Genomic DNA, 25,622 nt, shown 5'->3' with positions numbered 1-25,622 from the left:
GGTTGAAACCTTGGACTATGTTGAATAAAATTGTCAAGAAGTTAATCAATTTCACAATTCACAATTCATAATTCATAATTCATAATTCATAATTAATAATTCATAATTAAAAATATCCATTCTTAACCAAAGTCAATGATTTGGAAAGAATGACCGATATACTTTTGCCTTGTTTTTAAATGCAAAGTGATCGTAATCACACTTTTAAAGTGATTTGAATCAACTTCTAGCGAATATTCAAAATAGAAATTTGTATAAGAGATAACTGAAATATTAAAAAGAAGGAACATGAAAACAATACCATATAATTCAATTACACAAAAAGTCTTAACAGTCGCACTGTGTGCCTTTATGACTATTACCGCCAGTGTTAAAGCTAAAAATTCTGAAAGCATGAAAAAGAAAATTTTATTCGTGGTCACCAATCATGAAAAAAAAGGAAATACGGGAGAGAAAACAGGTTTTTATCTTTCTGAAGTAACACATCCGTGGGATGTGCTAACAAGTGCAGGATACGAAGTTGATTTTGTTAGCCCGAAAGGAGGCAAAGCACCTGTAGAAGGATTCAATTTAAGCGATTCGACAAACAAGAAATTTTGGCTTGATACAAAATACAGACAAAGAATAGAAAACACAATGAAACCAGACACGATTGATCCTAACGAATATGTGGCCATACATTTTGCTGGCGGTCACGGCGCGATGTGGGATTTGCCTAATAATAAACAGTTGATCGCAATAGCTTCCAAAATTTATGAAAACAACGGAATCATTAGTGCCGTTTCTCACGGTTCAGCAGGTCTTTTAAATATTAAACTAGATGACAAATATCTTGTAGATGGCAAAAAAATCAATGCTTTTACGAATGAAGAAGAAACCGCTGTAAAACTGGATAAAGCAGCGCCCTTTTTATTAGAAACTAAACTTATAGAAAGAGGAGCCATTTTTGAAAAATCGGGTTTATGGCAAACACATGTAACGGTCGATCAGCGATTGGTTACAGGACAGAATCCGCAATCGGCAAAAGCAGTTGGTGAAGCACTTTTAGAACAGTTAACATCTTCTGAAAGTATCGCGAAATTAACAATGTATGAAGTACCAGAGAATGCCTCAGAACCATTTCGAAAAGCACTAAAAGATTATGTAACAGCTTCGCTTTCCTCTAAAGAAAACATTATGGCAGAAGCTTTTTACGAACAAGAAAAGCCTACTATTTTATGGCTAATAGAAAGATGGAACGGAAAAAAACAGCTGGAAGACTTCAGTAAAAAAACTCAGGCAAAAGCATTGCAATCTTTAACTGAAAAAGCCTTAAAAACTGCACCTAAAATCTATTATGTAAAAGATCTTGAACCTTTAACCAAAGAACAATGGCGAAAAACTTCCAAAAAAGAAGACAATCAGCTTGTGATTATGTTGTTTGTTGATGGTAAAAAAGGAACAGAACAGAATTTTAAAGACACCTATCATATTGCGATGCCACAATTTCGCAGTGAACCTGGTGTCGTAACCTATCAGCTTTCGGAAATTGAAGGAGATCAAACGCAGTTTGTCACCTATGAAAAATTCAGAAGCAATGATGCTTTTCAGTATCACCTCAACTTCCCTCCAATTAAACCCGTAATCGAATATTTGGAAACCAACATCAAGAAACCCCCTTTTCAAAACGGACTGCACAATCTTATAGAATTTGCTCCGATGACGAGAGAATAAAAAAGAAAATCAGTAGTAATAGTTAAAATAAAAAATCATGAAAAAATTAAGACAAATTATGACAGCAAGTTTATTAAGCGCCGTTGCATTAGCCGATGCACAAGCACAAGATATCGATCACAAATTAGACGTGATAAACCAATTGACAACACCATCTCATGTTTCTGTAATGCCTGTTTCTTCGCTGTTGAATGCGCCTGGAAACGAAGCTATGAGAGCCTTCTTTTTTACTCCTGTAAAAGATAAAACAGTTTTAAAAGGCAAAAAAATCGCAGTGCTCGTTGCAGACGGTTTTGAAGAAATAGAATTGACAGGACCTGTTTGGTATTTTAAAGAATTGGGTGCACAGGTTGATATTGTATCACCAAAATACAATCCTGCTCCTGCCAGATACGGATTAAGCAGTCCTGAAATGGCAAAAACGCACGTTATGTCCATTCAATATTTACAGCCCGTTGGATGGATAAAATTTGACCGAACAGCAGATCAGATTAAAGTAAGCGATTACGATGCTGTATTTATTCCGGGAGGTGCATGGAATCCCGATAACCTTCGTTACGACAAAGACGTTATCAAATTCATTCAGGATTTTAATAAATCAGGAAAATTGATTGCTGCCATTTGTCACGCACCGGTTGTATTGGCTTCAGCTGATATTTTAAAAGGGAGAAAATTGACGGGATATTGGAACATTCAAATCGACCTTAAAAATGCTGGAGGAATTGTTTCTGATCAGCCCGTAGTAGTTGATGCCAACATAATAACAAGCAGACATCCGATTGATGTAGCTGATTTTTCGAAAGCCGTTGAAAGCTGGTTAGTTAAGAAAAAGTAATTCGATACATTACTGCTGAATTAAATATAACGGGAGATAAAATTTTGTCTTCCGTTATCATTTATTTTAACGAATCACTTACCGATCATTCTTTTACGAAGTCTGCTTAGAGATTCTGGCTTAATACCAATGTAAGAAGAAAGCTGATTCTGCGAAACCATCTGAAAAAGATAAGGTTCTTTTTTTAAAATGGTTTTGTAGCGTTCTTCGGGAGTTTGAAAATGAAGCATTTCTTCTCTTTCGATAATGATTAAATACGCATATTCGGCTATTAATCTTCCAAATTTGGACCAATTGGGCGAACTATGGTATAAGTTTTCTACCTTTTCATATTCTAAAGCAATCACTTTCGAATCTTCCATCGCTCTGCAATAGTATTGAGCAGTTCTCTGCGTAATGAAACTAGCGAAATCTACCAGAAAATCATCTGGTTTTGCAAATCGGCAATTGATTTCGTTTCCTTTATAATCCACATAAAACATTCTAAAAAAGCCACTTTCTATAAAGTAGATATGACGACAGATTTCTCCCTGTTGCAAAAGGTCGATATCTTTTGGCACTTCCCTTCTTTCGATGATAGGAAGCATCAAATCATACTCTTCATCAGACATTGGGACAAATGATGTTATAACGTTTTTAAGTGCATCCATAGCAATAAGTTAAGAGAAATAACTTCTCTAAAATTAGATTTTATTCTGCTAAATACAAAATGCTTTCTTTTTAAATCTAGAAGATTCGTTCTTAACCAAAGTCAACGATGTTCGTCAAGCACCCGCTCTACCTTTGTCATGTAAATAAATTGAAAATCAAAACATTAAAAAACATTTCATTAAAAAACATTTCATTAAAAAAACAATCTATTACTAATCATTAAAAAAACGTAATCATGAAAACTAAATTTAACATCGACGCTAAAGCACACAATCCAAAATTAGGATTCAAAATTCACTTTCTAGTTTTCCTATTGGCCACTCCAATAATCTTCTTGATTTGGTATTTAACAGACACTACTTATCCTTGGCCGCTTTGGTCTACCTCTGCTTGGGCAGTTGGAGTTCTTTTTCACTATTTGGGTGTATTTGTATTCAAAAAAAATAAAATCTAAATCTCGATAATCATGGAAACAAATACAACATTCAGACGCATCGTAACCGGACATAACGCACAAGGAAAAGCCATTATAGTTTCTGATGAAGTTCCAACGAGAAATTATATGGTCGGTGGGCCAAATGGAGCTAAATTTCATGAGGTTTGGAATACGAAACAAACTCCTGCCCTGATCGACAGCATATCTAAAGATCCGGAAGAAAACGGACTTATACTAGGCCCTCCAAAACAAGGAACAAGAATACGAGTGATCGATTTTCCGCCAGAAAGCGATGAAATTCGAAATCTTACGCAAGAACAGGCTTTAGAACATTTTAAAACCATGAGCGGCGAACACGCTTCAAAAGCTGGCGGAAACGCACCTCATCCTTTAATGCATAAAACCGAAACTATTGATTACGGAATTGTTCTGGATGGCGAATTAACCTTAATTGTAGATGAAGGCGAAACAACGGCAAAAACAGGAGATATTATTGTACAAAGAGGTACCAATCATGCTTGGAGCAATCGATCTGGAAAAGTCTGCCGTGTCGTTTTCGTATTAATCGATGGACAATTTGAAGAAAATCTTCGCTAAATCTAATAACCATTATCATGCGAGTAAATCCTATAAATCCAGAAACTATGAACGCCGAAGTTCGCTATGTTCATGACGAAGTTGTAAGACTTATCACAACAAGCCAAGGTCCAGTTTCGATGCTGAATAACGAAGGCGCTTTGACAGGTCCGTTTCCGCCCATGCTTGCTTTCCCGCAATTTGGAATTCCTGCTTTAAGCTTTGTGCGTTCCTTAGACCATCATGCAACACTTTCTAAAAAAGTTCGCGAAGTGGCAATTCTTACCGTTGGTGCAGCATTTGGTTCCCGTTTTGAACTTTATGCCCACGAAATTATGGCTAAACATTTTGGCTTTTCTGCCGAAGCAGTTGCATCGTTAGCATCAGGAATTCGCCCAAATGAATTAAATCAGGAAGAAGCTATTGCTTATGAAATCGCTTCTGTATTAGCCAAAGGAAGAATCGTTCCCGACGCTTCTTATACTCTTGCCAAAGAAATTTTAGGACAAGATGCAGTTGCCGAACTTATCTTTTTAGTGGGAGCTTATACTTTGCTTGCAACTGTTTTAAATGGTTTTGATGTTCTTTCCTAACTAAAAAAAGACATCCAATTTTAATAAAAAATAATACAATGAAAATTTTAAAAACAATGAAAACATCAAAAATGAATTCTCAAACTCCCTTAAAATCAATATCAAAACTATTCTTGCTATTGTTTACTTCCTTCGCCAGCGCATCTTGTTCAAGTGATGATAATGTCATAAAAAAATCTCCAGTTGTATTGGTACATGGCGCATGGCAAGCATCGTACGTATGGGACCAAACCGAAAAGGATTTAAAAGCCGCGGGCTACAATGTTACGGTGGTAAAACTTCCTGGACATGGAGACGAGACAACTCCTGCTTATCAGGTTTCTTTTCAGGCTTATGTAGATGAAGCCAAGAAAGCAATTAACTCCTATAGCGAACCTGTAATTTTAATTGGTCATAGTTTAGGCGGAGCCGTAATTACTCAGACTGCTGCAGAAGTTCCTCAAAAAATCAAAAAACTGATTTATGTTGCTGGTTTTATTCCGCAAAACGGAAAAAGCGTTTTGGACTATTCACAAATGGATACGGCTTCACTTTTGCCAGCATCATTAAAATTGTCAGATGACCAAACTTTAGCAGGAATCGTAAATCCAGAAGTGAATCTTCCAAAAATATTTGCTCAGGATGCAACAGATGTGCAAAAACAATTTCTTGTTTCAAAATACAAAGCAGAACCGACAATTCCTCTTGGAACGCCTTTAAATTATAAAACAGAGGATTATAATGCTGGAGGAAAAAAATATTACATCTTTACAACAGCAGACAATACGATTACTTATAGTTTTCAGCAGAAAATGGCAAAAGAAGCCGGAATCACCAATACGTATACGATAAATTCTGGGCATAGTCCGTTTATATCAAAATCCGATGAACTTACTAAACTCATAAAAGATATTTTATCGAAGTAAATTTTAAAATACTAAAAAGGGCTGTTTCAAAAGGATAGCTCTTTTTGGCTTGTTGGCACAAAAAAATCATTGCTAACACCTTAACCTCAACAAAACATAAACGACTGATATAAAACAAATTAAACTTTAAACTTACTCTATAAATCTTCATTAAAAAAGAATACCTTTACTTGTAATAATTGTTTCCATAATTGCCTTAGACTGATTCAAAAAGAAATTTACCCTTTAACTAATTTCTATCGTATTTATATGAAAACCAATTTTATCAGAATCCTGATTTTATTACTTCCATTAAGTATATTAGGGCAAGCTCAAAAAAAAGAAATCAACCAGCAGCTTCAGACTTGGGTTTCTATTAATACGGTTACCAAATTTGCAGAACATTGGGGTGTGATTGGCGATTTTCATATCAGGCGGAATGATTTTGTCGCCGATCCGAGTTTTTATTTTATAAGAGGAGGTATCAGCTATATTCCAAATTCAAATATTTCCTTAAATCTAGGATATGCGCATATGTGGCTTGCTCCGTCAAATCCAGACTGGAGTACTTTTTCTGATGAAAACAGAATTTATCAGCAGGCACAGTTAAATACAAAATTTGGAAATGTAAGCATCTTGCAGCGCTTGCGAAATGAACAGCGCTGGCAAGAAAAAATGGTCAACGATAAACCCAGCGGCGATTGGCGTTTTACCAATAGAATTCGTTATCTGATGAGTTTTACTTTTCGAATCTCCGATAAGAAATCGTGGCCTCAAATGGTTCTTTCAGATGAGATTTTGCTGCATTTTGGAGAAGAAGTCGTTTACAATACTTTTGATCAAAACCGGTTTTTTATCGGAATCAGAAAAAGTATTAATCCGAAATGGAGTTACGATTTTGGCTATATGAATGTATACCAGCAAAAATATTCTGGCTATCAATATGACATGAATCACACCATACGATTGTTTTTTTATTTGAGTACCAGCATCAGGAAAAAAGCGCCTTCTGAAATTGAGAATTCGGGCGATGAGTAAATTTATTTTTTAAATTAAAGTACTGTTAAATCTGAAAGATTCAAAAAACTCAAAAGCTCTTTTCTCTGCATAAGAATACTCCGAATCACGAAGCGGAAAAGCACAATGTCCACCGTATTTTGGTGTTTCTAGATAAACAAACGCACTGTCTTTGGCAATAGTTCTCGGGTAACATCTTTCGCCCAGAAAAGGGTCATCTAGCGAATTAATAATTAAAACTGGAGTTGTAATATTTTTAAGAGAAAACTCTGGAGAAACACGCTCGTAATAATCATCACGGCTCGCAAAACCATGAAGCGGAGCCGTAAAATATTGATCAACTTCATCAAAAGTAGAAATATTATCTATTTGATCACGGTTGATAAAATCAGGAAACTGAGCCGCTTTGTATTTCAGTTTCTTTTTAATATCAATGGTAAAATTCTTCAAATAAACTCTGTTAAAACCTTGCTTAAGCACCTCTGCACTTGTGGCAATATGAGTGGGCACCGAAATTGAAACGGCAGCTTTTATGCGCTCATCTATTTTTGTCCATCCCAAATAATTTAGAAGCTGAACGCCTCCCATTGAATATCCTATCAGATAAATATCTTCAAATCCTTTTTTCAAAGCAAACTGAACCACTTCGTCCAAATCATCAACTGCACCGTGATGATACAGCCTTGGAAGGCGATTCATTTCTCCGCCACAAGTACGATTATTCCAAGCAAAAACCGAAAAACCTTTCTGCTTAAAATAGGCCGCACAGCTGTTATTATAGGTTCTGCGCGAATCGCCTTCTAAACCGTGGCATAAAATAACGGCCTTTTTTGAGCCATTTAAAATATAATCGATATTGATAAAATCTCCGTCATTCAATTCATGCTTTTCTCTTGTATATTCGGGCACTTCAAATTTCTTAATCAGTGCAGCATAAATGGTAGAAACATGCCTGTTGCGATGAATAATAGAAGGGGAATTATATTCTGATTGTTCAATTAGTGGCATAACAAAGAATTTTGTGGTACTTACTACAAAGCTAAGAAATCATTCAATATGTAAATTAATTCGTTCTTTCTATTTTATCTTTTTTGATAATTCTCAAAAAAACACATACAAAAAAATCGAAAAAAAGTTATTTTTAAATCTATAACACAAAACTGTAAAAACTAGTGTCTATTTTTAGAGTATAAGATTTTACAGCGTATGTTTGTTATTTCAAAATACCACAAATTAATTTAAAAATAAACTGCTGTTAATTTTTAAAAACAGTTTAATGTTGTAGCACATTAGAAGGAAAACAAATTGTTAAATGTGCTAGAACACTGCGCTTGTCGCGTCATCTCTAGCTTGAATGTTTACTTTATTTGTATATTTGTTAAATCGATTTCTAAAAACAAAATCCCTCTAATGTTTGAACTCTTACCGGTAGATCCAAAAACAATATTTCTACTTTACTTTTGGGGCAATCTGTTTACCTGCATTCTTATTTTTAGTTTTTCATTTTCATATGCCACTAGCGATAATAGAAAAACTTTAAAATGGTTTGGCTTAGGCAAATTAATACTTACAATTGCTTGGGTATTGGCGCTTTTGCGAAATATTATTCCTGATTTTGCGTCTATTAACATTGCCAATTCTATGATTGTTGGCGCTTGTTGCTTTGAGACGATGGCTATGCTTTCACTTATTAAAACACATGCAAAAAAGCATTATCGGTTTCAAATAGCCATTACCACAGCATCAATAGTATTCTTTAATATTTCCACGATTTTTGACGCATCGATGAATACTCGTGTCATAATTGGAGGTATTGGCGTATTTTTCATCTATTTATTGCCAACCATAACTTATTTTACAGAAAAGGAAAAAAGCTTTTTTAAGACTTTTTATGTTTTGTGTTACATGGCATTTGAAATTCTAATTGTAATACGAATTGTTCACAGATATTTATTCCCTCAAGATCTTATTATTTCCAATGACACCTTCGATAGCTTATACAGCATTTGCCTATTTTTATTGACTTTAATTGGCATTGTAGGCTTTTTGCTTTTGGTAAAAGAAAAGCAGGATCATAAAATTAAAAAGCTTTTAAACGATAAGAATCAGTTCTTTTCTATTATTTCTCACGATTTAAGAGGTCCTTTAGGATCTTCTGTTTCTCTTTCTGAAATTTTATTGGAGAATATCGAACAATACAGTCGAGAAGAAATTAAAGAAATTTCAGAGCTCCTGCACGACTCGAATAAGAACATTTATAAACTACTTGAGAACCTTTTAGATTGGTCTAGAGTACAAACTGGAATGATTGCCTTTAATCCTAAAAATGTGCTTTTAAATGCCTTGATTGAGGAAAATATAGAACTAAGCCGAAATGTTGCTTTAAATAAAAACATCAACATCACGTTTGAATCGGCTTACCTTGTCGAAGCTGAAGTTGATAAAAATATGATTAGCACCATCTTACGAAATTTACTAAGCAATGCAATTAAATTTACAGACAAGAACGGTGACATTAAAGTCAAACTAGTCCAAACAAATCAAAAAGTAGAAATTTCTATTACAGATAACGGAATTGGAGTTCCCGACTACATAAAAGAAAAATTATTCAAAATTAACGGAAAGGTTCTACAAAAAGGAACAGAAAACGAACTAGGCAGCGGACTTGGATTATTGCTTTGCAAAGAGTTTGTAAGCATTCATCAAGGAACAATTTGGGTAGAAAGCGAACAAGGGAAAGGAAGTACATTTCAGTTTACACTTCCGATAAAGGTGGTTTAAATTCTAATACTCAAATTCCAAATTCCAATCCTAACCGAATAAAATGAAAAAATCCAAATCCCAGTTTGAATTGGAATTTGGATTTTTTATTATTGGTATTTTATAAATGTTTAGTCTAAAACAAAACTTACGCTAACATTTGCTGTAATTTCGATTTCGCCAATTGCAAGAGTTTCGTTTGAAGCTCCCATTGAGTCTGCTTCTTTCATTCTCATAGCCGCAGCATACATTGGCTGTGGACGATAGATTTGAGAGTTGTCTGAAATTGTAAAAGCTTTACCTACTTTTTGTCCTAAAACAGACACATATTCTTCCGCTTTTGTTTTAGCATCTTTCATCGCTAATTTTCTAGCTTCAGACTCGTATTGTGCTAATTTAGAGGTTTCAAAAGAAACTTTGTCGATTCTATTAATTCCTTGCTGAACCAAACCTTCCATTAACTCATCGTATTTAGCTAAATCTTTCACTACGATTTCTACTGTTTGTGTAGCATTATAAGAAGTTTTCTTTTTCTCATAATCGTACTGCGGATTAAGAGCTACTTGTTTTGTTTTGAAATCTGCTGTTGGGATATTCATTTTTTTGATGAATTTTAAAACAGCATCCATCTTTTCGTCATTTTGTTTTTTAACGTCTTTAGCATTATTCCCTTTTGTTTCAACCGAAGCTGAAATACAAACCTGATCAGGTGCTACTTTTACTTTTCCTTCTCCATTAACATTAATTAGAGGTACTTGTTTGATTTCTTGGCCGTAAGACATAGTCATAAACATGATTGTTAAAAATAATACTAGTTTTTTCATTTTTGTTAAATTTTAATATTTAAAAAAGACATTTCAAAAGTTATGCCAGCATTACAATTTTCCCAATTTTGCCATTCCAAAAAGTATCAAAATCGGAATCGCGAGAAGAATAACCATTAGGGTATGGTCTGTAAGAAGGGATGGCATTTTGATCAAAGTAATCAAATATCCTCCTATAGCACCTCCAAAGTGTGCTGTGTGCCCAATATTGTCATTTTTGGCTTTCATTCCGTAAATAGAGTATAATAAATACACAATTCCGAAAATATAAGCCGGCATCGGAATCACAAAAAATATTCCGAGCATCATGTCGGGCTGCAATAGTATTGCGGAATATAAAACTCCCGTGACAGCGCCAGAAGCACCAACGGCACGATAGCTATAATCATTCTTATGAAATAGCATGGTTAGAAGACTTCCAAAAATTAAACTCCCAAAATAAACCAATATAAAAGAGAAATTACCAAGCCAGTTTAAAACTACAGGAGCAAAGAAATACAAAGTCAGCATATTAAAAATCAAATGCATCATGTCTACATGCAAAAAACCAGAAGACAGCATTCTAATTTGTTCTCCTGAACGAATGCTTCCGACATGAAATTCGTATTTTCTAAAAAAATAAAGATCGTTAAAACCTTTGTAACTAATAACAACGTTCGCAATGATAATCGCTATTAAAATAATATTCATAAGTAATAAGTATTGTGAATTATGATTTGTAAATATAATCATTCTTAAAGATAAGTTAGCAAGAATGCAAAATAGCAGTCGATAATCATTTTTAATTTATCTTTGCCAAAAAAAATTACATGCAGTTTCTTGTCTATATTTTAGCCTACCCATTACTTTGGCTTATCTCTATACTTCCTTTTCCTATATTTTACCTATTTTCAGATTTTGTCTGTTTTTTGGTTTATAGAGTTATTGGATATCGTAAAAAAGTGGTTCGCGAAAATCTTGCGCTTACTTTACCTCATTTGAGCGATGCCGAGAGAAAAGTTATAGAAAAGAAATTCTACAAGCATATGTGCGATATGTTTTTGGAAATGATTAAAACCATGAGCATGTCTCCTGAAGAAATGGAAAGAAGATTTCATGTCACTAATATTGATCTGGTTCGTGATTATGCTAAAAGAGGAAAAAGCGTGATTCTTGTGGCTTCGCATTATGCAAGTTATGAATGGCTTTTAACAATTAATCCCAAACTTGGATTTCAAGGAGTTGCTGTTTATAAGAAACTGGCTAATCCATATTTTGATAAATTGGTTCGAAAAATCCGTTCTAAATACAATACCGAGATGATCGAAACCCGAAAAGCAATTCCAACAATGGCAAAGAACCAACGTGAAGGTGTTTTAAGTCTGTATGGTTTAGCAAGCGACCAATCGCCAAAAATGGAAAGGATTTTTCATTCGATGAAATTTATGGGAGTTGAAGTTCCTGTGCACACAGGCGCCGAAACATTAGCAAAAAAATATGATTTGGCAGTTCTATTTGTAGAAGTTAAAAAAGTTAGAAGAGGGTATTATGAAGCTACATTTATTCCTCTTGCAGATAATCCGAAAGATTTTGAAAACTTTAAAATTACAGAGATGTATTTAAAAGAAGTCGAAAAACAGATTCTAGAAGCGCCAGAATTTTATTTGTGGACGCACAAAAGATGGAAACACCGTATTGAATAATCCAAAATAGAAAAAGCCTCTTTCGAAAGTTTCAAAAGAGGCTTTTTTATGTAATAAACCTAAAATCTTAGATTCCAGCAATTACTTTAATTTCATCAATAATTCGAAGTGCTAATTTATCTGCAGCATCTTGAGAAGGCGCTTCAGTATAAATACGAATAATTGGCTCTGTGTTTGATTTTCTTAAATGAACCCATTCTGTAGCAAAATCAATTTTTACACCGTCAATTGTCGAGATATCTTCGTTTTTATATTTTTCTGTCATTTGAGATAAAATCGCATCAACATCTATTTGCGGTGTCAATTCGATTTTATTTTTACTCATGTAGTATTCTGGATAAGAAGCTCTCAAAGCAGAAACTGGCATTTTTTTGTTTGCTAAATGCGTTAAAAACAAAGCAACTCCTACCAGACTATCACGTCCGTAGTGCAATTCAGGATAGATGATTCCACCGTTACCTTCACCACCAATTATTGCGTTATTTTTCTTCATTAATTCAACTACATTCACCTCTCCTACTGCACTTGCTTCGTAGCTTCCGCCGTGTGCTTTAGTAACATCTCTTAAAGCGCGAGAAGATGACATATTAGAAACGGTATTTCCTGGAGTTTTGCTCAAAACATAATCTGCACAAGCCACTAATGTATATTCTTCTCCAAACATTTCTCCGTCTTCGCTAATAAAAGCCAAACGATCAACATCTGGATCTACTACGATACCAAAATCAGCTTTTTCTTTTACAACAAGCTCAGAAATATCAGTTAAATGTTCTTTTAATGGTTCTGGGTTATGAGGAAAATGTCCGTTTGGTTCGCAGTATAATTCTACCACTTCAACGCCCATTAATTTTAGCAATTTCGGAATGATGATTCCTCCAGATGAATTTACACCATCTACAACCACTTTAAATTTAGCCTCTTTAACCACTTCAATATCAACCAATGGCAAGTTTAAAACTTCATCGATATGAATATCCATATACGCATCATTAGAAATAACTTCACCTAAACTATCCACATCAGAAAAGTCGAAAGCTTCAGCTTCAGCAATTTCAAGAATTTTTGCACCGTCAGCGCCACTTAAAAATTCTCCTTTTGCATTTAATAATTTCAAAGCATTCCATTGTTTTGGATTGTGAGATGCTGTTAAAATAATTCCTCCGTCAGCCTTTTCTAAAGGAACCGCCACTTCAACAGTTGGCGTTGTAGAAAGTCCAAGATCGATAACATCGATTCCTAAACCAATTAAAGTATTCACTACTAAATTATGAATCATTGGTCCAGAAATTCTTGCGTCGCGGCCAATTACAACTGTCAATTTATCTTTAGCAATATTATTTTTTAAGAAAGTTCCGTACGCCGAGGCAAATTTCACTGCATCAACAGGAGTTAGATTGTCTCCCACTTTTCCTCCGATCGTTCCACGGATTCCAGAAATAGATTTTATTAGAGTCATTTTTGTGAGTTAGGGTTATTTTTTTACAAATATAAAAAAGTTACCGAGTTACTAAGGCGCTAAGTCTCTAAGAATTTAAATTTAATCTATAAGAAACTACTTATTTCTCGTTATTTTTATAACAAAATGATTTAAAAAAGTTTTTATACATTTACTAAAATAACTCAGAATCTTAGTCTCTAAGGTTCTTGGCAACTTTCAAAAAAATGAATTTCTTAGCCCACATATACCTTTCTGGAGAAAATGATCTGATTAAAATAGGGAATTTTATGGCTGACGGAATTCGCGGAAAACAATTTGAACATTTTCCTGAAGATGTGCAAAAAGGAATTTTACTGCACCGATTCATAGATACCTATACCGATTCTCACGATATTTTTAGAACCAGCACCAAACGTCTTCATGACAGATACCATCATTATGCCGGCGTAATTGTCGATATTGTTTATGATCATTTTTTGGCCAAAAACTGGACAAAATATTCGGATGAGGAATTGGAACTTTTTGTAAAACGATTTTATCATTCTTTGCATGATAATTACGAGATTTTAACCGAAAAAACACAAGGTTTAATGCCATACATGATCGAAAGAAACTGGTTGGTAAGTTATCGTACAACAGAAGGAATTCAGCATATTTTGACGCAAATGGACAGAAGGTCGAAAAACATTTCTCAAATGCAATTTGCTGTTGAAGAACTTATTGAGTTTTATGATGAATTTGAAGAAGAATTTACCCTTTTCTTTGAAGAAATGAGAGTAAAAGCCAAAGAAAAACTGCTTTCTCTTTAGCCCAATTTAATTTTATTGCACATGAAAAAAATTACACTTTTAATCGCCCTTTTATATTTAAATAGCAGCAACGCACAAGAAGCTCTTCCAAAACCAACAGGATTGGTTGTTACAAAAGCAATGGTCGTTTCTGCTCGTGAAGAAGCTTCAAAAATTGGTGCCGACATTATGAAAAAAGGAGGAAATGCTTTTGATGCGATGGTCGGGACAGAATTGGCTCTTGCAGTTGCTTTTCCGTTTGCAGGAAATATAGGCGGTGGCGGATTTATGGTTTACAGAAAAGCAAATGGTGAAGTGGGTTCGTTGGATTATCGAGAAAAAGCACCACTTGCTGCCACAAAAGATATGTTTTTGGATAGTGAAGGAAATGTTATAAAAGGAAAAAGCACACAAACAGCTCTTGCTATTGGTGTTCCTGGAACTATTGCAGGCGTTTTTGCCGTACATAAAAAATATGGAACAATGCCTATTTCTAAAATTCTAGAGCCTGTTATCGCTTTAGCAGAAAGAGGTGTTGTAGTAACCAAAAAGCAAGAGAAAAGTATAAAAGATTATCATGAAAGCATTGTAAAAATTAACGGCGAAAATTCACTTGTATCAGGCAATTTCAAAGAAAATGACACGATCAAATACTTAGCTTTAGCCAAAACTTTAAAAAGAATTCAGAAAAAAGGAAGAAATGAATTCTACAAAGGCGAAACTGCAAAAATCTTAGTCAATTATCTTCAGAAAAAAGGCGGTATTATCACGATGCAAGATTTAGCCAAATATGAGGCAAAATGGAGAAAGCCGCTTCAGTTTACTTATAAAGATTTGAAAATCATCTCAATGTCTCCTCCAAGCAGTGGCGGAATTTGTCTGGCGCAAATCTTAAAAATGCTTGAGCCTTACGATTTAGCAAAAATGGGACATAATTCTCCCGACGCTATTCAGGTTATTGTTGAAGCCGAAAGAAGAGCCTATGCAGACAGAAGTTACTTTTTAGGCGATCCTGATTTTGTAAAAATTCCGATGAAAGAATTGTTAGACGCAAACTATCTGCGCGAAAGAATGGCAAGTTTTAATCCTGAAAAAGCAACTTTGTCTACCGAAATTAAAGAAGGAAAAGTAAATTATGCCGAAAGCACAGAAACTACACATTACTCTATTGTAGACCAATTCGGAAACGCAATTGCAGCTACAACCACTTTAAATGATGGTTATGGTTCTAAATATTACTGTGACGAATTAGGTTTCTTTTTGAATAATGAAATGGATGATTTTAGTGCCAAACCTGGATCTCCAAATATGTTTGGTTTGGTTGGAAATGAAGCCAACAGCATTGCACCGCAAAAACGCATGTTAAGCTCTATGACCCCAACAATTGTAGAAAAAGACGGAAAACTTTTTATGGTTGTGGGAACTCCAGGTGGTTCTACCATTATTACTTCTGTTTTGCAAACGATTTTAAATGTTTACGAATGCAAATTAAGCATGCAGGAAGCGGTAAATGCTCCACGTTTTCATCATCAATGGCTACCCGATTTAATCACTTTCGAACCTAATACTTTTGAAACGAAAACTATAGAAAAACTAAAAGCTAAGAGTTACATTATCAACGAAAAGCCAACTCCAATTATCGGAAAAGTAGATGCCATTTTGGTCTTACCTGACAATAGATTAGAAGGAGGAGCAGATTTTAGAGGAGACGACACAGCGGTTGGTTTTTAAAGTGATTCTTGATTTTATTTTTTTTAAACAAGATTAAAATCTAATTTTGTAAGATCGATAATTTTTAAAACATAATGATAAAAAAATATTTCAGACGACTTGAAAGTATAATTGCTTTGGCTCAATCTTTAATGACACCAAAACAATTTCTTTTTTTATCCAGTGTATTAACAGGAATCTCGTGCGCGTTTGCGGTAATTGTTCTTAAAACATTTGCACACAGCGTTTTTTCTTTTGCAACTTACATCAACGGGATTCTAAAATTGAGTTTCATCAATAGTATTTTGCCTATTATTGGTATTACACTAACGGTTTTTGTTGTAAATAAAGTTCTTAACGGAAGTATTCAGAAAGGAACTTCACAAATACTTTATGCGGTTGCCAAAAAAGCCAGTATTATTCCGAAAAAGCAGATGTATGCCCAGATTGTTACTAGTTCGTTAACGGTTGGTTTAGGAGGTTCTGCTGGTTTAGAGAGTCCGATTGTGATAACAGGAGCCGCTTTTGGCTCTAATTTTGCCCAAAACTATAAGTTACAATACAAAGACAGGACATTGTTAATTGGCTGTGGCGTTGCGGCCGGAATTGCTGCCGCATTTAACGCACCAATAGCCGGAGTTCTTTTTGCGATCGAAGTTTTATTGGTAGATGTTAGTATTTCTGCCTTTACGCCAATTATGATTTCTGCTGCGACAGGCGCATTGGTTTCTGCGATTGTTCTGGACGAAAGCATTTTATTAAGCTTCAAAAAACAAGAAACATTCGATTATCATAATATTCCATTCTATGTTCTCTTAGGCGTTCTTACGGGATTGGTCGCTATTTATTACTCTAGAAATTTCCAGAAAGTAGAGCATTATTTTGCCAAACAGCAAATTAATCCATACAAAAAAGCTTTGATTGGTTCATCGTTATTAGCGTTACTAATTTTTATTTTTCCAACACTATTTGGTGAAGGTTACGAAAGTATTAAAACATTATCTGATGCAGATCCGGGACTTTTATTAGATAATACTTTGTTTGCAGATTTCAGAAACAATCAATGGGTTTTACTTTTATTTGTTGGGGCAACAGCAATGGTTAAAGTTTTTGCTTCGGGACTAACTCTTGGAAGCGGTGGAAATGGAGGAAACTTTGCTCCTTCTCTTTTTCTAGGATCATATTTAGGCTATTTCTTTTCTAAATTGGTTACGATGATTGGCTTATCTAAACTTCCTATCAGTAATTTTACAATGGTCGGAATGGCCGGAATTTTGAGCGGTTTATTTCATGCTCCGCTTACGGCTATTTTCTTAATCGCAGAAATTACAGGAGGTTACGGATTAATGATTCCGCTTATGATTGTCTCTTCAATCAGTTTTGCTATTTCTAAGCGTTACGAAAAATATTCGCTTGACGTAAAAGGATTAGCTAAAAAAGGACATGCTTTTACAAGTAATAAAGATTCTAATATTCTATCCACTTTAGAAATTGACACGATCATTCAGTGCGATTACCTAACCGTTCATCCAGACGAAAACTTAAGCAAATTGGTAGATTTGATTTCGCATTCTAATCAAGTTGTTTTTGCGGTTGTAAACAATGATAAAGATTTAGTCGGAGTGGTTCATTTTAATGATATTCGCGAAATTATATTTAACTCTTACCGTGTAAAATATACTTTCATTAGAGATGTAATGAAAGCACCAACTGCTACAATTTCTACACTCGACAGCATGGAAATTGTAATGCGTAAATTTGAAACCTCAAAATCTGCTTTTCTTCCTGTTCTAAGAGACGGAAAATATCACGGATTCATTTCAAAATCGATAGCACTTGAAGCATATAGAACAAAACTTCGTTCTATGACCATTGAATAGCCTTAATATAGGATAGGTTAAAAATTTTTATTCACCCAATATTAAAATGTTTTCCAGCAAAAAATAAAACTATAAGAAACTACTTTTATTTTGTTACTAATTGTAACATAAAGTTTTGCTATCGAGCACTAAAAGAACAAATCAAAGTGGTAACTTTGCGTTTTGCTCAAAATTATGTTAGATAAAGACAATACTATTGAAGTTCTTGGTGCAAGAGTTCACAATCTAAAAAATATCGATATATCTATTCCGCGTGAAAAACTGGTTGTAATTACAGGTTTATCAGGTTCGGGAAAATCTTCTTTGGCTTTTGATACGATTTATGCCGAAGGACAGCGCCGTTACGTAGAAACGTTTTCTGCCTACGCGAGGCAATTTCTTGGCGGATTAGAGCGTCCAGACGTTGATAAAATCGACGGACTTTCGCCTGTAATCGCGATTGAACAAAAAACAACTAGTAAAAGTCCGCGTTCTACCGTTGGGACTATCACTGAAATTTACGATTTCTTAAGGCTGTTATATGCGCGTGGCGCAGATGCCTACAGTTATAACACTGGCGAAAAAATGGTTTCGTATTCTGATGAGCAGATTAAAGATCTGATTATTCAGGATTATAATGGAAAACGCATCAACATTCTTGCTCCGGTTATTAAAGCTAGAAAAGGTCATTATGCGGAATTATTCCAACAAATAACTAAACAAGGATTCTTGAAAGTTCGTGTAAACGGAGAAGTTCAAGATCTTGTTGCGGGAATGAAATTGGATCGTTACAAAACACACGATATTGAGATTGTTGTAGACAGAATGGTGATTGAAGATAATCCAGATACACAAAAAAGATTATCTGAAAGCATCAATACAGCGATGCATCACGGTGAAGATGTCTTGATGATTTTAGATCAAGATTCTAATGAAGTGCGTTATTTCAGTAGAAATTTAATGTGTCCTTCAACAGGAATATCGTATCAGAATCCAGAACCAAATTTATTTTCGTTCAACTCTCCAAAAGGAGCTTGTCCACATTGCAACGGATTGGGAACGGTACACGAAATCAATGTTAAGAAGATTATTCCAAATCCGAAATTATCGATAAAAGCTGGTGGTTTTGCTCCGCTTGGCGAATACAAATCGTCTTGGATTTTCAAACAATTGGAAACCATTGGAGAAAAATTCGGATTTAAAATTACCGATGCAATTGAGAAAATTCCTGAAGAAGCAATGCAAATGATTTTGTATGGCGGAAAAGATAAATTTTCGATCAATTCAAAAGATCTTGGCGTAACGAGAGAATATAAAATTGACTTTGAAGGAATTTCTAATTTCATCAAAAATCAATATGACGAAAGCGCTACAACCAGCATAAAACGTTGGGCAAAAGATTTTATGGACGAAATTAACTGTCCTGTTTGCGACGGTTCACGTCTTAAAAAAGAAGCTTTATTTTTTAGGGTAAACGAAAAAAATATCACCGAATTATGTGATATGGATATTTCAGATTTAACAGCTTGGTTTCAAGATTTAAATAGCCATTTGACAGATAAACAGCTTTTAATTGCATCTGAAGTGGTAAAAGAAATTAAAGACCGTTTGAACTTTTTAATGAATGTTGGTTTGAATTATTTGGCTTTAAGCCGAAGTTCAAAATCGCTTTCGGGCGGGGAAGCGCAGCGTATTCGTCTGGCAACACAAATTGGTTCTCAGTTGGTTGGAGTTCTTTATATTTTGGATGAACCAAGTATTGGTTTGCACCAAAGAGATAACGAAAAGTTGATTCATTCTTTGGAACAATTACGCGATATCGGAAACTCGGTTATTGTGGTTGAACATGACAAGGACATGATCGAAACAGCAGATTATGTAATTGATATTGGACCAAAAGCAGGTAAATATGGAGGAGAAATCATCAGTATTGGAACTCCAAAAGAAACTTTAGCTTCGGATACTATAACCGCTCAATATTTGAATGGTAAAATGAAATTTGAGATTCCGAAGAAAAGAAGAAAAGGCAATGGCAAATTCTTGAAACTAACCGGTGCAACAGGAAACAATCTTAAAAACGTTTCGATAGAAATTCCGTTAGGGCAATTAACCTGCGTTACAGGAGTTTCAGGAAGCGGTAAATCGACTTTAATTAATGAGACGCTGTATCCAATTTTAAATGCGTATTATTTTAATGGAGTAAAGAAACCACAGCCTTACAAAAAGATTGAAGGTCTGGAACATATTGATAAAGTAATTGATATTGACCAAAGTCCGATTGGAAGAACACCACGTTCGAATCCGGCGACTTATACAGAGGTTTTCACTGAAATCAGAAATTTGTTTACAATGACTTCTGAAAGTATGATTCGTGGTTATAAAGCGGGACGTTTTAGTTTTAACGTAAAAGGTGGACGTTGCGAAACCTGCGAAGGTTCTGGTGTAAGAACAATCGAAATGAACTTTTTACCAGACGTTTACGTAGAATGCGAAACGTGTCAGGGAAAACGTTTCAACAGAGAAACTTTAGAAATTAGATACAAAGGAAAATCTATTTCTGATGTTTTGGATATGACGGTTGATGAAGCTGTTCCATTTTTTGAAAATATTCCGAAGATTTATAGAAAAATCAAGACAATTCAAGATGTTGGTTTAGGTTATATTACACTTGGGCAACAAAGTACAACGCTTTCGGGTGGTGAAGCGCAACGTATTAAATTAGCGGGAGAATTATCTAAAAAAGATACTGGAAATACATTTTATATTCTAGACGAACCAACAACAGGATTACACTTTGAAGACATTCGCGTTTTGATGGAAGTAATCAATAAACTGGTTGATAAAGGAAATACTATTCTGGTGATCGAACATAATATGGACGTAATCAAACTTGCCGATTATATTATCGATATTGGTCCAGAAGGTGGAAAAGGTGGCGGACAATTGGTTGCCAAAGGAACCCCAGAAGAAGTGGCTCAGAATAAAAAGAGTTATACGGCTAAGTTTTTGAAAAAAGAACTAACTTAGTATCATTATTATAAATATTATTTTTATGAACAGTTTAAGTTTGAAAGTAGATTTAGATTTTAAAGAATTGATGAAAGTTGTAAAACAATTATCACCTGCTGAAAAATTAAAACTCAATGAGGTGATTTGGAAAGATGATAATATTGAAATCCCTGAAGAACATCAAAAAATAGTTTTAAGCAGAATTAAAAAAAGCAAAGCGTCTCCTGAACGAATGCTTGACTGGGATGATGTTTCCGATTTACCAATTCAATAATTTTTGAAATGTACAATATTAAAATAGATCAGGATGCTTTAAATGATCTAACACAAATAGTTAAATGGTATAATAACCAGTTAGAAAATTTGGGGCTTCGTTTTCATAAGCAAGTTAAAACTCAAATTAACTCATTAAAAACTCAACCACATATTTGTGCTATTCGTTATAAAAATATTCGTTGCATGATAGTCAAAAAATTTCCGTTTATAATTCATTATTCAATTAACGAACAATTAAATTTAGTGGAGATTTTCTCAATCTTTCATACTAGCAGAACCCCTGAAATTTGGAACTCAAGAACTAAAAAGTAGCAGATATATTATCTAAACAATCCAAAAACTATAATCATCTGATAGTGAACCAAAACCTTAGGCATATTCATTATCCAAGCATTACTTTTGGATTATAATTACTCTTTTTTATAACAATTCTAGAAAAAAGCGTTAATTTAGTGTCCGCTTTTTCTGAAAAACTCAAGCTTTTTAAAGAAAATATGTTTCAATTAAGCCAAATGGTTTATATGAGACCAACTGCCCTAGCCCTGATGGGAGCGGCATCTCCCGATTTAGAAAAACAAGGCTTTTTAGCCGTAGTTTTTGTTTATCGGGAATATAGCTGACAGCGGGAAACGGCTCCTTCTTCCGACTATGATCAGGATGACAATTACAGGGACAAAAACATAAATAAAATAATAAATTAAAATACCTAAAATGAGATTAGAAGATTTTGATAATGATGAAGATAAAGTAATTCAGGATCGTTTGAAACAAAGAACGTGGAATGAAATTAAAACCAATGACAGCTGGGCAATTTTTAAGATTATGTCTGAGTTTGTAAATGGTTACGAAGCAATGGGACGTATTGGTCCTTGTGTTTCTATTTTTGGATCGGCGAGAACAAAACCAGAGGATAAGTACTATCAATTGGCTGAAAAAATTGCTTATAAAATCAGTAAAGCAGGTTACGGTGTGATTACAGGAGGTGGTCCCGGAATTATGGAAGCTGGAAATAAAGGCGCGCATTTGGGCGGAGGAATTTCGGTTGGTTTAAATATCGAACTTCCGTTTGAGCAGCATTTTAATCCTTATATTGATCATGACAAAAACCTGAATTTCGACTATTTCTTTGTGAGAAAAGTAATGTTCGTAAAATATTCGCAAGGTTTTGTGGTGATGCCAGGTGGTTTTGGAACTTTAGACGAAATGTTTGAAGCTATCACTTTGATTCAAACTAAGAAAATTGGAAAATTTCCGATTATTTTGGTTGGAGTTGAGTTCTGGTCTGGCTTAATCGAATGGGTTAAAACTGTTTTGGTTGAAAAAATGCATACTGTAAGCCCAGAAGATTTGAATTTATTTAAAATTGTAGACACTGAAGATGAAGTTGTGGAAGCATTGGATAAATTCTACAAAAAATACGATTTAAGTCCGAATTTCTAAATTTAATTTTCATGTGTGAGATCACATTTCGCTGTGAACATCATACTATTTATCGTTAAATTACGTAAAGTATCGTAAAAATTGAAAGCTGTTTTTTTAAACAGCTTTTTTTATACTATTTTTACAAAAATCCGAAACCGCAATATGTCCGTAATTTAAGTATGTCTGATAATTTTTAAGCCACTATTTGAAAGCACTTTATAAAATTATTTGCCTCGTTTTAGCTTTATCATTTTCGATAAAACTAACTGCACAACATCAATCTAAGATGGAAGTGGCGGTAAATCTCGAACTTAAAACACTAAACATAAAACAAGATCTTACGTATCATAATACTACAAATGATACTTTGGCTTTGATTGTTTTGAACGATTGGAATAACGCTTTTGCGGATAAAAACACGCCTCTTGCAAAACGTTTTTCTGATGAATTTTACAGAGGTTTTCATTTGGCAAAGGCTGCCGACAGAGGAAAAACGACAATTATAAACCTAACAGAAACTAATTTTTCGGCTCTGGAATGGGAAAGAAGCAATCAGGATCCTGACTATATTACGGTTAAGCTGAATCGCAAACTGCTTCCTAACGAAAAAATCGTTTTACATCTTAATTATATTGTAAAAATACCAAACGATAAATTCACACATTTTGGTTTTGATCAAAATGGCGGTATGGCTCTTAAAAACTGGTTTATAAGTCCTGCCCGTTTTGAAAATGGCCTTTTTGTAAAGTATAACAATTTCAATCTGGATGATATTGCCAATGCGGTGAGCGATTATGAAGTTGAAATTAAAATCCCGAATCCATACTCTATTACTACCGATTTAAATTCGGTTTCTAAAGATACCAGCAATCAGGGTTACAATATTTATTCTTTCTCTGGCAGAAACAGAACCGATTTTAGTCTTTATATCGAAAAACAAAATAGCTTTAGAACATATGATAATGGTTCTCTACTGGTTGAAACCAATTTAAAAAATAAAAAAATAGACGAAATCCAGAAAGCTATTATCATTAATCGTGTGGTTTCTTATGCTGAAAAGTTTATTGGCAAATATCCGCATGAAAAAATAACCGTTTCTCAGATCGATTACGACAGAAATCCTTTTTATGGTTTAAATCAGCTACCTTCTTTTATCAGTCCGTTTCAGGATGATTTTATATTTGAAATTCAGTTTTTAAAGACTTTTCTAAACAATTATCTCAAAAACAGTCTTCGCTTAGATCCTAGAAAAGACAATTGGATTTATGACGGAATCCAGATTTATGCCATGATGAAGTACATGGAAGAACATCATAAGGAGGAAAAAATGCTAGGAAGACTTTCCAACATGAAGCTCTTTAAAAGCTACAATATCACGAACCTGACTTTTAACGAGCAGTATAGCTATTACTATATGCTAATGGCTCGTAAAAACTTAGATCAGCCACTTGGCGACCCAAAAAACACCTTAATAAAATTTAACGAGCAAATTGCCAGTAAATATCGTGCTGGTTTGAGCTTGAGTTATTTAGATGACTATCTGAATCATGATATTGTTCCTAAAAGTGTCAAAGAATTTTACAATCTCAACCAATTCGGACAATCGAATCGTTATGATTTTGAGAAAATCTTAACCCAAAAAAGCCCAAAAAATATCAATTGGTTCTTTAAAACCATTATCGATTCGAGAGATATTATCGATTATAAATTTTCGAATGTTTCGAGAACTGCAGATAGCGTTATGTTTTCGGTTAAAAATAAAACTGGCATCTACGCTCCTATTCCGATTTACGGAATTAAAAAGAAAGAAGTCATTTTTAAAGAATGGATTGAGCCTACTAAAAAAGACTCTGTTTATGAGTTTAGCCGTAAAAATGCAGAAAAAATTGTAATTAATTATGACAATGAAGTTCCCGAATACAACCAAAGAAACAACTGGAAATCGCTAAAACATGTTGCGCTCAACCGACCTGTTAAATTTAATTTTGCTAAAGATTTAGAAGATCCAGACTACAATCAGATTTTATACATTCCGACATTAAACTATAATTATTATGATGGTATTACGCCAGGAATTCGTTTTCATAATAAAACCATTTTAGACAAACCTTTTAATTTTGACATTAATCCGGCGTATTCTATAAAAGCGGGTACCGTTTCGGGTTCGTCTGCTTTTTCATGGAATCAATATTATAGAAACAGCACCTTATATAATGTTCGATATTCTATCAGTCAGAATTATTATCATTACGCTCCAGATGCAACTTATTTAAGGTTAAATCCGATGGTGCAGTTTCGTATTCGAGAAAAAGATTTTAGAGATAATAGAAAACAGCTATTTTTAGCTCGTCAGGTTATTGTAAATCGTGAAGCAAGCACCTACATTACAGATAATTCGAAACCAAACTATTCGATCTTTAATGCCCGCTATTCTAATACGAAAACAGAATTAATTGATCATTTTAATTTTATGACTGATTTGCAATTTTCTAGCGGTTTCGGAAAAGCTTCTGGAGAAGTTGAATACAGAAGACTATTTAAAAATAACAAAAAGCTAAATTTAAGACTATACGTTGGAACTTTCTTGTACAACACAACAAATTCAGATTATTTTAGTTTTGGCTTAGACCGTCCGACAGATTATTTATTTGATTATAATTTATTCGGAAGATCAGAAAGCACAGGTTTTTTTAGCCAGCAGTATGTTATCGCTGAAGGAGGTTTCAAATCGCAACTAGAACCTTCATACGCTAATCAATGGATGGCAACTTTGAATGCCAGTTACGCCATATGGAACTGGGTTGAGATTTATGGTGACATTGGTTTCTTAAAAAACAAGCACAAAAGTGAGTTCTTTGCTTACGATTCTGGAGTCCGTTTAAACTTGGTTCCTGACTACTTTGAACTCTATTTTCCTGTTTATTCGAATAATGGATGGGAAATATCACAACCTAAATACAATGAAAAAATACGATTTATAATCACTTTTTCGCCAAAAACTTTAGTCACTCTTTTTACCCGAAAATGGTTTTAATCAAATAAATTTTAAACAAAAACTTGCGAAATTATCAATAAAATTAAATTTCATATAAAAATAACATAAATAAAATACGTAGTTTTTAGATTTGAATACAAATAATTAAATTATA

22 protein-coding genes are annotated in these 25,622 nt (G+C 34.1%); 17 read left to right on the top strand and 5 right to left on the bottom strand.

Annotated elements, in window-relative coordinates; translation table 11 throughout:
- Positions 1-288 precede the first annotated feature (288 nt).
- Both SOM12_RS00290 and SOM12_RS00285 read left to right on the top strand, forming a co-directional pair.
- Positions 289-1,713 (top strand): antibiotic biosynthesis monooxygenase, encoded by a 1,425-nt coding sequence (locus SOM12_RS00290; RefSeq protein WP_320491974.1) that lies wholly within the window; start codon positions 289-291, stop codon positions 1,711-1,713.
- Between the two features lie 37 nt (positions 1,714-1,750).
- Positions 1,751-2,548: a type 1 glutamine amidotransferase domain-containing protein gene (locus SOM12_RS00285; protein ID WP_320491973.1), complete on the top strand. Its 798-nt coding sequence runs from the start codon at positions 1,751-1,753 to the stop codon at positions 2,546-2,548.
- A gap of 74 nt (positions 2,549-2,622) precedes the next feature.
- Here the strand turns inward: SOM12_RS00285 and SOM12_RS00280 are convergent, their stop codons facing one another.
- Positions 2,623-3,198, bottom strand: coding sequence for a Crp/Fnr family transcriptional regulator (locus SOM12_RS00280; RefSeq protein ID WP_320491972.1), 576 nt, complete (start codon positions 3,196-3,198; stop codon positions 2,623-2,625).
- Between the two features lie 236 nt (positions 3,199-3,434).
- Here SOM12_RS00280 and SOM12_RS00275 point away from each other — a divergent pair, with 236 nt between their 5' ends.
- The 5 genes from SOM12_RS00275 to SOM12_RS00255 all read left to right on the top strand — a co-directional run bounded on the left by SOM12_RS00275 (position 3,435) and on the right by SOM12_RS00255 (position 6,726).
- Positions 3,435-3,653, top strand: a complete 219-nt coding sequence (locus tag SOM12_RS00275; RefSeq protein ID WP_320491971.1) for a 2TM domain-containing protein — start codon at positions 3,435-3,437, stop codon at positions 3,651-3,653.
- Between the two features lie 12 nt (positions 3,654-3,665).
- Positions 3,666-4,232, top strand: coding sequence for a cupin domain-containing protein (locus tag SOM12_RS00270; RefSeq protein ID WP_320491970.1), 567 nt, complete (start codon positions 3,666-3,668; stop codon positions 4,230-4,232).
- A gap of 17 nt (positions 4,233-4,249) precedes the next feature.
- The gene (locus tag SOM12_RS00265; protein ID WP_320491969.1) at positions 4,250-4,804 is read left to right on the top strand and encodes a hypothetical protein; all 555 of its coding nucleotides are present in this window, start codon (positions 4,250-4,252) and stop codon (positions 4,802-4,804) included.
- 56 nt (positions 4,805-4,860) lie between these two features.
- Positions 4,861-5,709 carry an alpha/beta hydrolase gene (locus SOM12_RS00260; protein ID WP_320491968.1) on the top strand — a complete coding sequence of 283 codons (849 nt, stop codon included), beginning with the start codon at positions 4,861-4,863 and terminating at the stop codon, positions 5,707-5,709.
- A gap of 249 nt (positions 5,710-5,958) precedes the next feature.
- Positions 5,959-6,726 carry a DUF2490 domain-containing protein gene (locus SOM12_RS00255; RefSeq protein WP_320491967.1) on the top strand — a complete coding sequence of 256 codons (768 nt, stop codon included), beginning with the start codon at positions 5,959-5,961 and terminating at the stop codon, positions 6,724-6,726.
- 9 nt (positions 6,727-6,735) lie between these two features.
- Here SOM12_RS00255 and SOM12_RS00250 read toward each other — a convergent pair whose 3' ends face one another.
- Positions 6,736-7,713, bottom strand: a complete 978-nt coding sequence (locus tag SOM12_RS00250) for a YheT family hydrolase (RefSeq protein ID WP_320491966.1) — start codon at positions 7,711-7,713, stop codon at positions 6,736-6,738.
- Positions 7,714-8,115: 402 nt separating this feature from the next.
- Between SOM12_RS00250 and SOM12_RS00245 the strand changes: the two genes are divergently transcribed.
- Positions 8,116-9,486 (top strand): HAMP domain-containing sensor histidine kinase, encoded by a 1,371-nt coding sequence (locus SOM12_RS00245; RefSeq protein ID WP_320491965.1) that lies wholly within the window; start codon positions 8,116-8,118, stop codon positions 9,484-9,486.
- A 110-nt stretch (positions 9,487-9,596) separates the two neighbouring features.
- Here the strand turns inward: SOM12_RS00245 and SOM12_RS00240 are convergent, their stop codons facing one another.
- Positions 9,597-10,289, bottom strand: a complete 693-nt coding sequence (locus SOM12_RS00240; protein ID WP_095931566.1) for an SIMPL domain-containing protein — start codon at positions 10,287-10,289, stop codon at positions 9,597-9,599.
- A 51-nt stretch (positions 10,290-10,340) separates the two neighbouring features.
- Entirely contained in the window at positions 10,341-10,979 is a 639-nt protein-coding gene (locus tag SOM12_RS00235) for a rhomboid family intramembrane serine protease (protein WP_095931565.1), read from the bottom strand.
- A 119-nt stretch (positions 10,980-11,098) separates the two neighbouring features.
- Between SOM12_RS00235 and SOM12_RS00230 the strand changes: the two genes are divergently transcribed.
- On the top strand, positions 11,099-11,971 hold the full coding sequence (locus tag SOM12_RS00230) for a lysophospholipid acyltransferase family protein (protein ID WP_320491964.1): 873 nt from the start codon (positions 11,099-11,101) through the stop codon (positions 11,969-11,971).
- Positions 11,972-12,038: 67 nt separating this feature from the next.
- On the opposite strand, the gene glmM is transcribed toward SOM12_RS00230, so the two are convergent.
- Positions 12,039-13,427 carry a phosphoglucosamine mutase gene (gene glmM / locus SOM12_RS00225; RefSeq protein WP_095931563.1) on the bottom strand — a complete coding sequence of 463 codons (1,389 nt, stop codon included), beginning with the start codon at positions 13,425-13,427 and terminating at the stop codon, positions 12,039-12,041.
- A gap of 206 nt (positions 13,428-13,633) precedes the next feature.
- Here glmM and SOM12_RS00220 point away from each other — a divergent pair, with 206 nt between their 5' ends.
- From SOM12_RS00220 to SOM12_RS00190, 8 genes are all read left to right on the top strand, one after another.
- On the top strand, positions 13,634-14,218 hold the full coding sequence (locus SOM12_RS00220) for an ACP phosphodiesterase (protein WP_095931591.1): 585 nt from the start codon (positions 13,634-13,636) through the stop codon (positions 14,216-14,218).
- Positions 14,219-14,239: 21 nt separating this feature from the next.
- Positions 14,240-15,928: a gamma-glutamyltransferase gene (gene ggt, locus SOM12_RS00215; protein ID WP_320491963.1), complete on the top strand. Its 1,689-nt coding sequence runs from the start codon at positions 14,240-14,242 to the stop codon at positions 15,926-15,928.
- Positions 15,929-16,002: 74 nt separating this feature from the next.
- Positions 16,003-17,787, top strand: a complete 1,785-nt coding sequence (locus tag SOM12_RS00210) for a chloride channel protein (protein WP_320491962.1) — start codon at positions 16,003-16,005, stop codon at positions 17,785-17,787.
- A 174-nt stretch (positions 17,788-17,961) separates the two neighbouring features.
- Positions 17,962-20,793 (top strand): excinuclease ABC subunit UvrA, encoded by a 2,832-nt coding sequence (gene uvrA, locus SOM12_RS00205; RefSeq protein WP_320491961.1) that lies wholly within the window; start codon positions 17,962-17,964, stop codon positions 20,791-20,793.
- 25 nt (positions 20,794-20,818) lie between these two features.
- Positions 20,819-21,049: an addiction module protein gene (locus tag SOM12_RS00200; RefSeq protein ID WP_320491960.1), complete on the top strand. Its 231-nt coding sequence runs from the start codon at positions 20,819-20,821 to the stop codon at positions 21,047-21,049.
- Between the two features lie 8 nt (positions 21,050-21,057).
- Positions 21,058-21,363 carry a type II toxin-antitoxin system RelE/ParE family toxin gene (locus tag SOM12_RS24130; RefSeq protein ID WP_414655666.1) on the top strand — a complete coding sequence of 102 codons (306 nt, stop codon included), beginning with the start codon at positions 21,058-21,060 and terminating at the stop codon, positions 21,361-21,363.
- Positions 21,364-21,762: 399 nt separating this feature from the next.
- Positions 21,763-22,491 (top strand): TIGR00730 family Rossman fold protein, encoded by a 729-nt coding sequence (locus SOM12_RS00195; protein ID WP_095931557.1) that lies wholly within the window; start codon positions 21,763-21,765, stop codon positions 22,489-22,491.
- Between the two features lie 268 nt (positions 22,492-22,759).
- Entirely contained in the window at positions 22,760-25,507 is a 2,748-nt protein-coding gene (locus SOM12_RS00190) for an aminopeptidase (RefSeq protein WP_320491959.1), read from the top strand.
- Positions 25,508-25,622: the final 115 nt, after the last annotated feature.

Source organism: Flavobacterium sp. CFBP9031 (genome assembly GCF_034044945.1).
GTDB lineage: Bacteria > Bacteroidota > Bacteroidia > Flavobacteriales > Flavobacteriaceae > Flavobacterium.
Note: the sequence above shows the minus strand (reverse complement) of the source record. Positions and strands in the feature narration are given on the sequence as shown.

Bases quoted from the DNA above. Each gene is read 5' to 3' on its own strand.
- uvrA (WP_320491961.1), top strand. From the start codon at position 17,962: ATGTTAGATAAAGACAATACTATTGAAGTTCTTGGTGCAAGAGTTCAC.
- SOM12_RS00270 (WP_320491970.1), top strand. From the start codon at position 3,666: ATGGAAACAAATACAACATTCAGACGCATCGTAACCGGACATAACGCA.
- SOM12_RS00280 (WP_320491972.1), bottom strand. From the start codon at position 3,198: ATGGATGCACTTAAAAACGTTATAACATCATTTGTCCCAATGTCTGAT.
- glmM (WP_095931563.1), bottom strand. From the start codon at position 13,427: ATGACTCTAATAAAATCTATTTCTGGAATCCGTGGAACGATCGGAGGA.
- SOM12_RS00190 (WP_320491959.1), top strand. From the start codon at position 22,760: ATGGAAGTGGCGGTAAATCTCGAACTTAAAACACTAAACATAAAACAA.
- SOM12_RS00245 (WP_320491965.1), top strand. From the start codon at position 8,116: ATGTTTGAACTCTTACCGGTAGATCCAAAAACAATATTTCTACTTTAC.
- SOM12_RS00210 (WP_320491962.1), top strand. From the start codon at position 16,003: ATGATAAAAAAATATTTCAGACGACTTGAAAGTATAATTGCTTTGGCT.
- SOM12_RS00285 (WP_320491973.1), top strand. From the start codon at position 1,751: ATGAAAAAATTAAGACAAATTATGACAGCAAGTTTATTAAGCGCCGTT.
- SOM12_RS00275 (WP_320491971.1), top strand. From the start codon at position 3,435: ATGAAAACTAAATTTAACATCGACGCTAAAGCACACAATCCAAAATTA.
- SOM12_RS00265 (WP_320491969.1), top strand. From the start codon at position 4,250: ATGCGAGTAAATCCTATAAATCCAGAAACTATGAACGCCGAAGTTCGC.
- SOM12_RS00260 (WP_320491968.1), top strand. From the start codon at position 4,861: ATGAAAACATCAAAAATGAATTCTCAAACTCCCTTAAAATCAATATCA.
- SOM12_RS00240 (WP_095931566.1), bottom strand. From the start codon at position 10,289: ATGAAAAAACTAGTATTATTTTTAACAATCATGTTTATGACTATGTCT.
- SOM12_RS00255 (WP_320491967.1), top strand. From the start codon at position 5,959: ATGAAAACCAATTTTATCAGAATCCTGATTTTATTACTTCCATTAAGT.
- ggt (WP_320491963.1), top strand. From the start codon at position 14,240: ATGAAAAAAATTACACTTTTAATCGCCCTTTTATATTTAAATAGCAGC.
- SOM12_RS00200 (WP_320491960.1), top strand. From the start codon at position 20,819: ATGAACAGTTTAAGTTTGAAAGTAGATTTAGATTTTAAAGAATTGATG.
- SOM12_RS24130 (WP_414655666.1), top strand. From the start codon at position 21,058: ATGTACAATATTAAAATAGATCAGGATGCTTTAAATGATCTAACACAA.
- SOM12_RS00235 (WP_095931565.1), bottom strand. From the start codon at position 10,979: ATGAATATTATTTTAATAGCGATTATCATTGCGAACGTTGTTATTAGT.
- SOM12_RS00220 (WP_095931591.1), top strand. From the start codon at position 13,634: ATGAATTTCTTAGCCCACATATACCTTTCTGGAGAAAATGATCTGATT.
- SOM12_RS00195 (WP_095931557.1), top strand. From the start codon at position 21,763: ATGAGATTAGAAGATTTTGATAATGATGAAGATAAAGTAATTCAGGAT.
- SOM12_RS00290 (WP_320491974.1), top strand. From the start codon at position 289: ATGAAAACAATACCATATAATTCAATTACACAAAAAGTCTTAACAGTC.
- SOM12_RS00250 (WP_320491966.1), bottom strand. From the start codon at position 7,713: ATGCCACTAATTGAACAATCAGAATATAATTCCCCTTCTATTATTCAT.
- SOM12_RS00230 (WP_320491964.1), top strand. From the start codon at position 11,099: ATGCAGTTTCTTGTCTATATTTTAGCCTACCCATTACTTTGGCTTATC.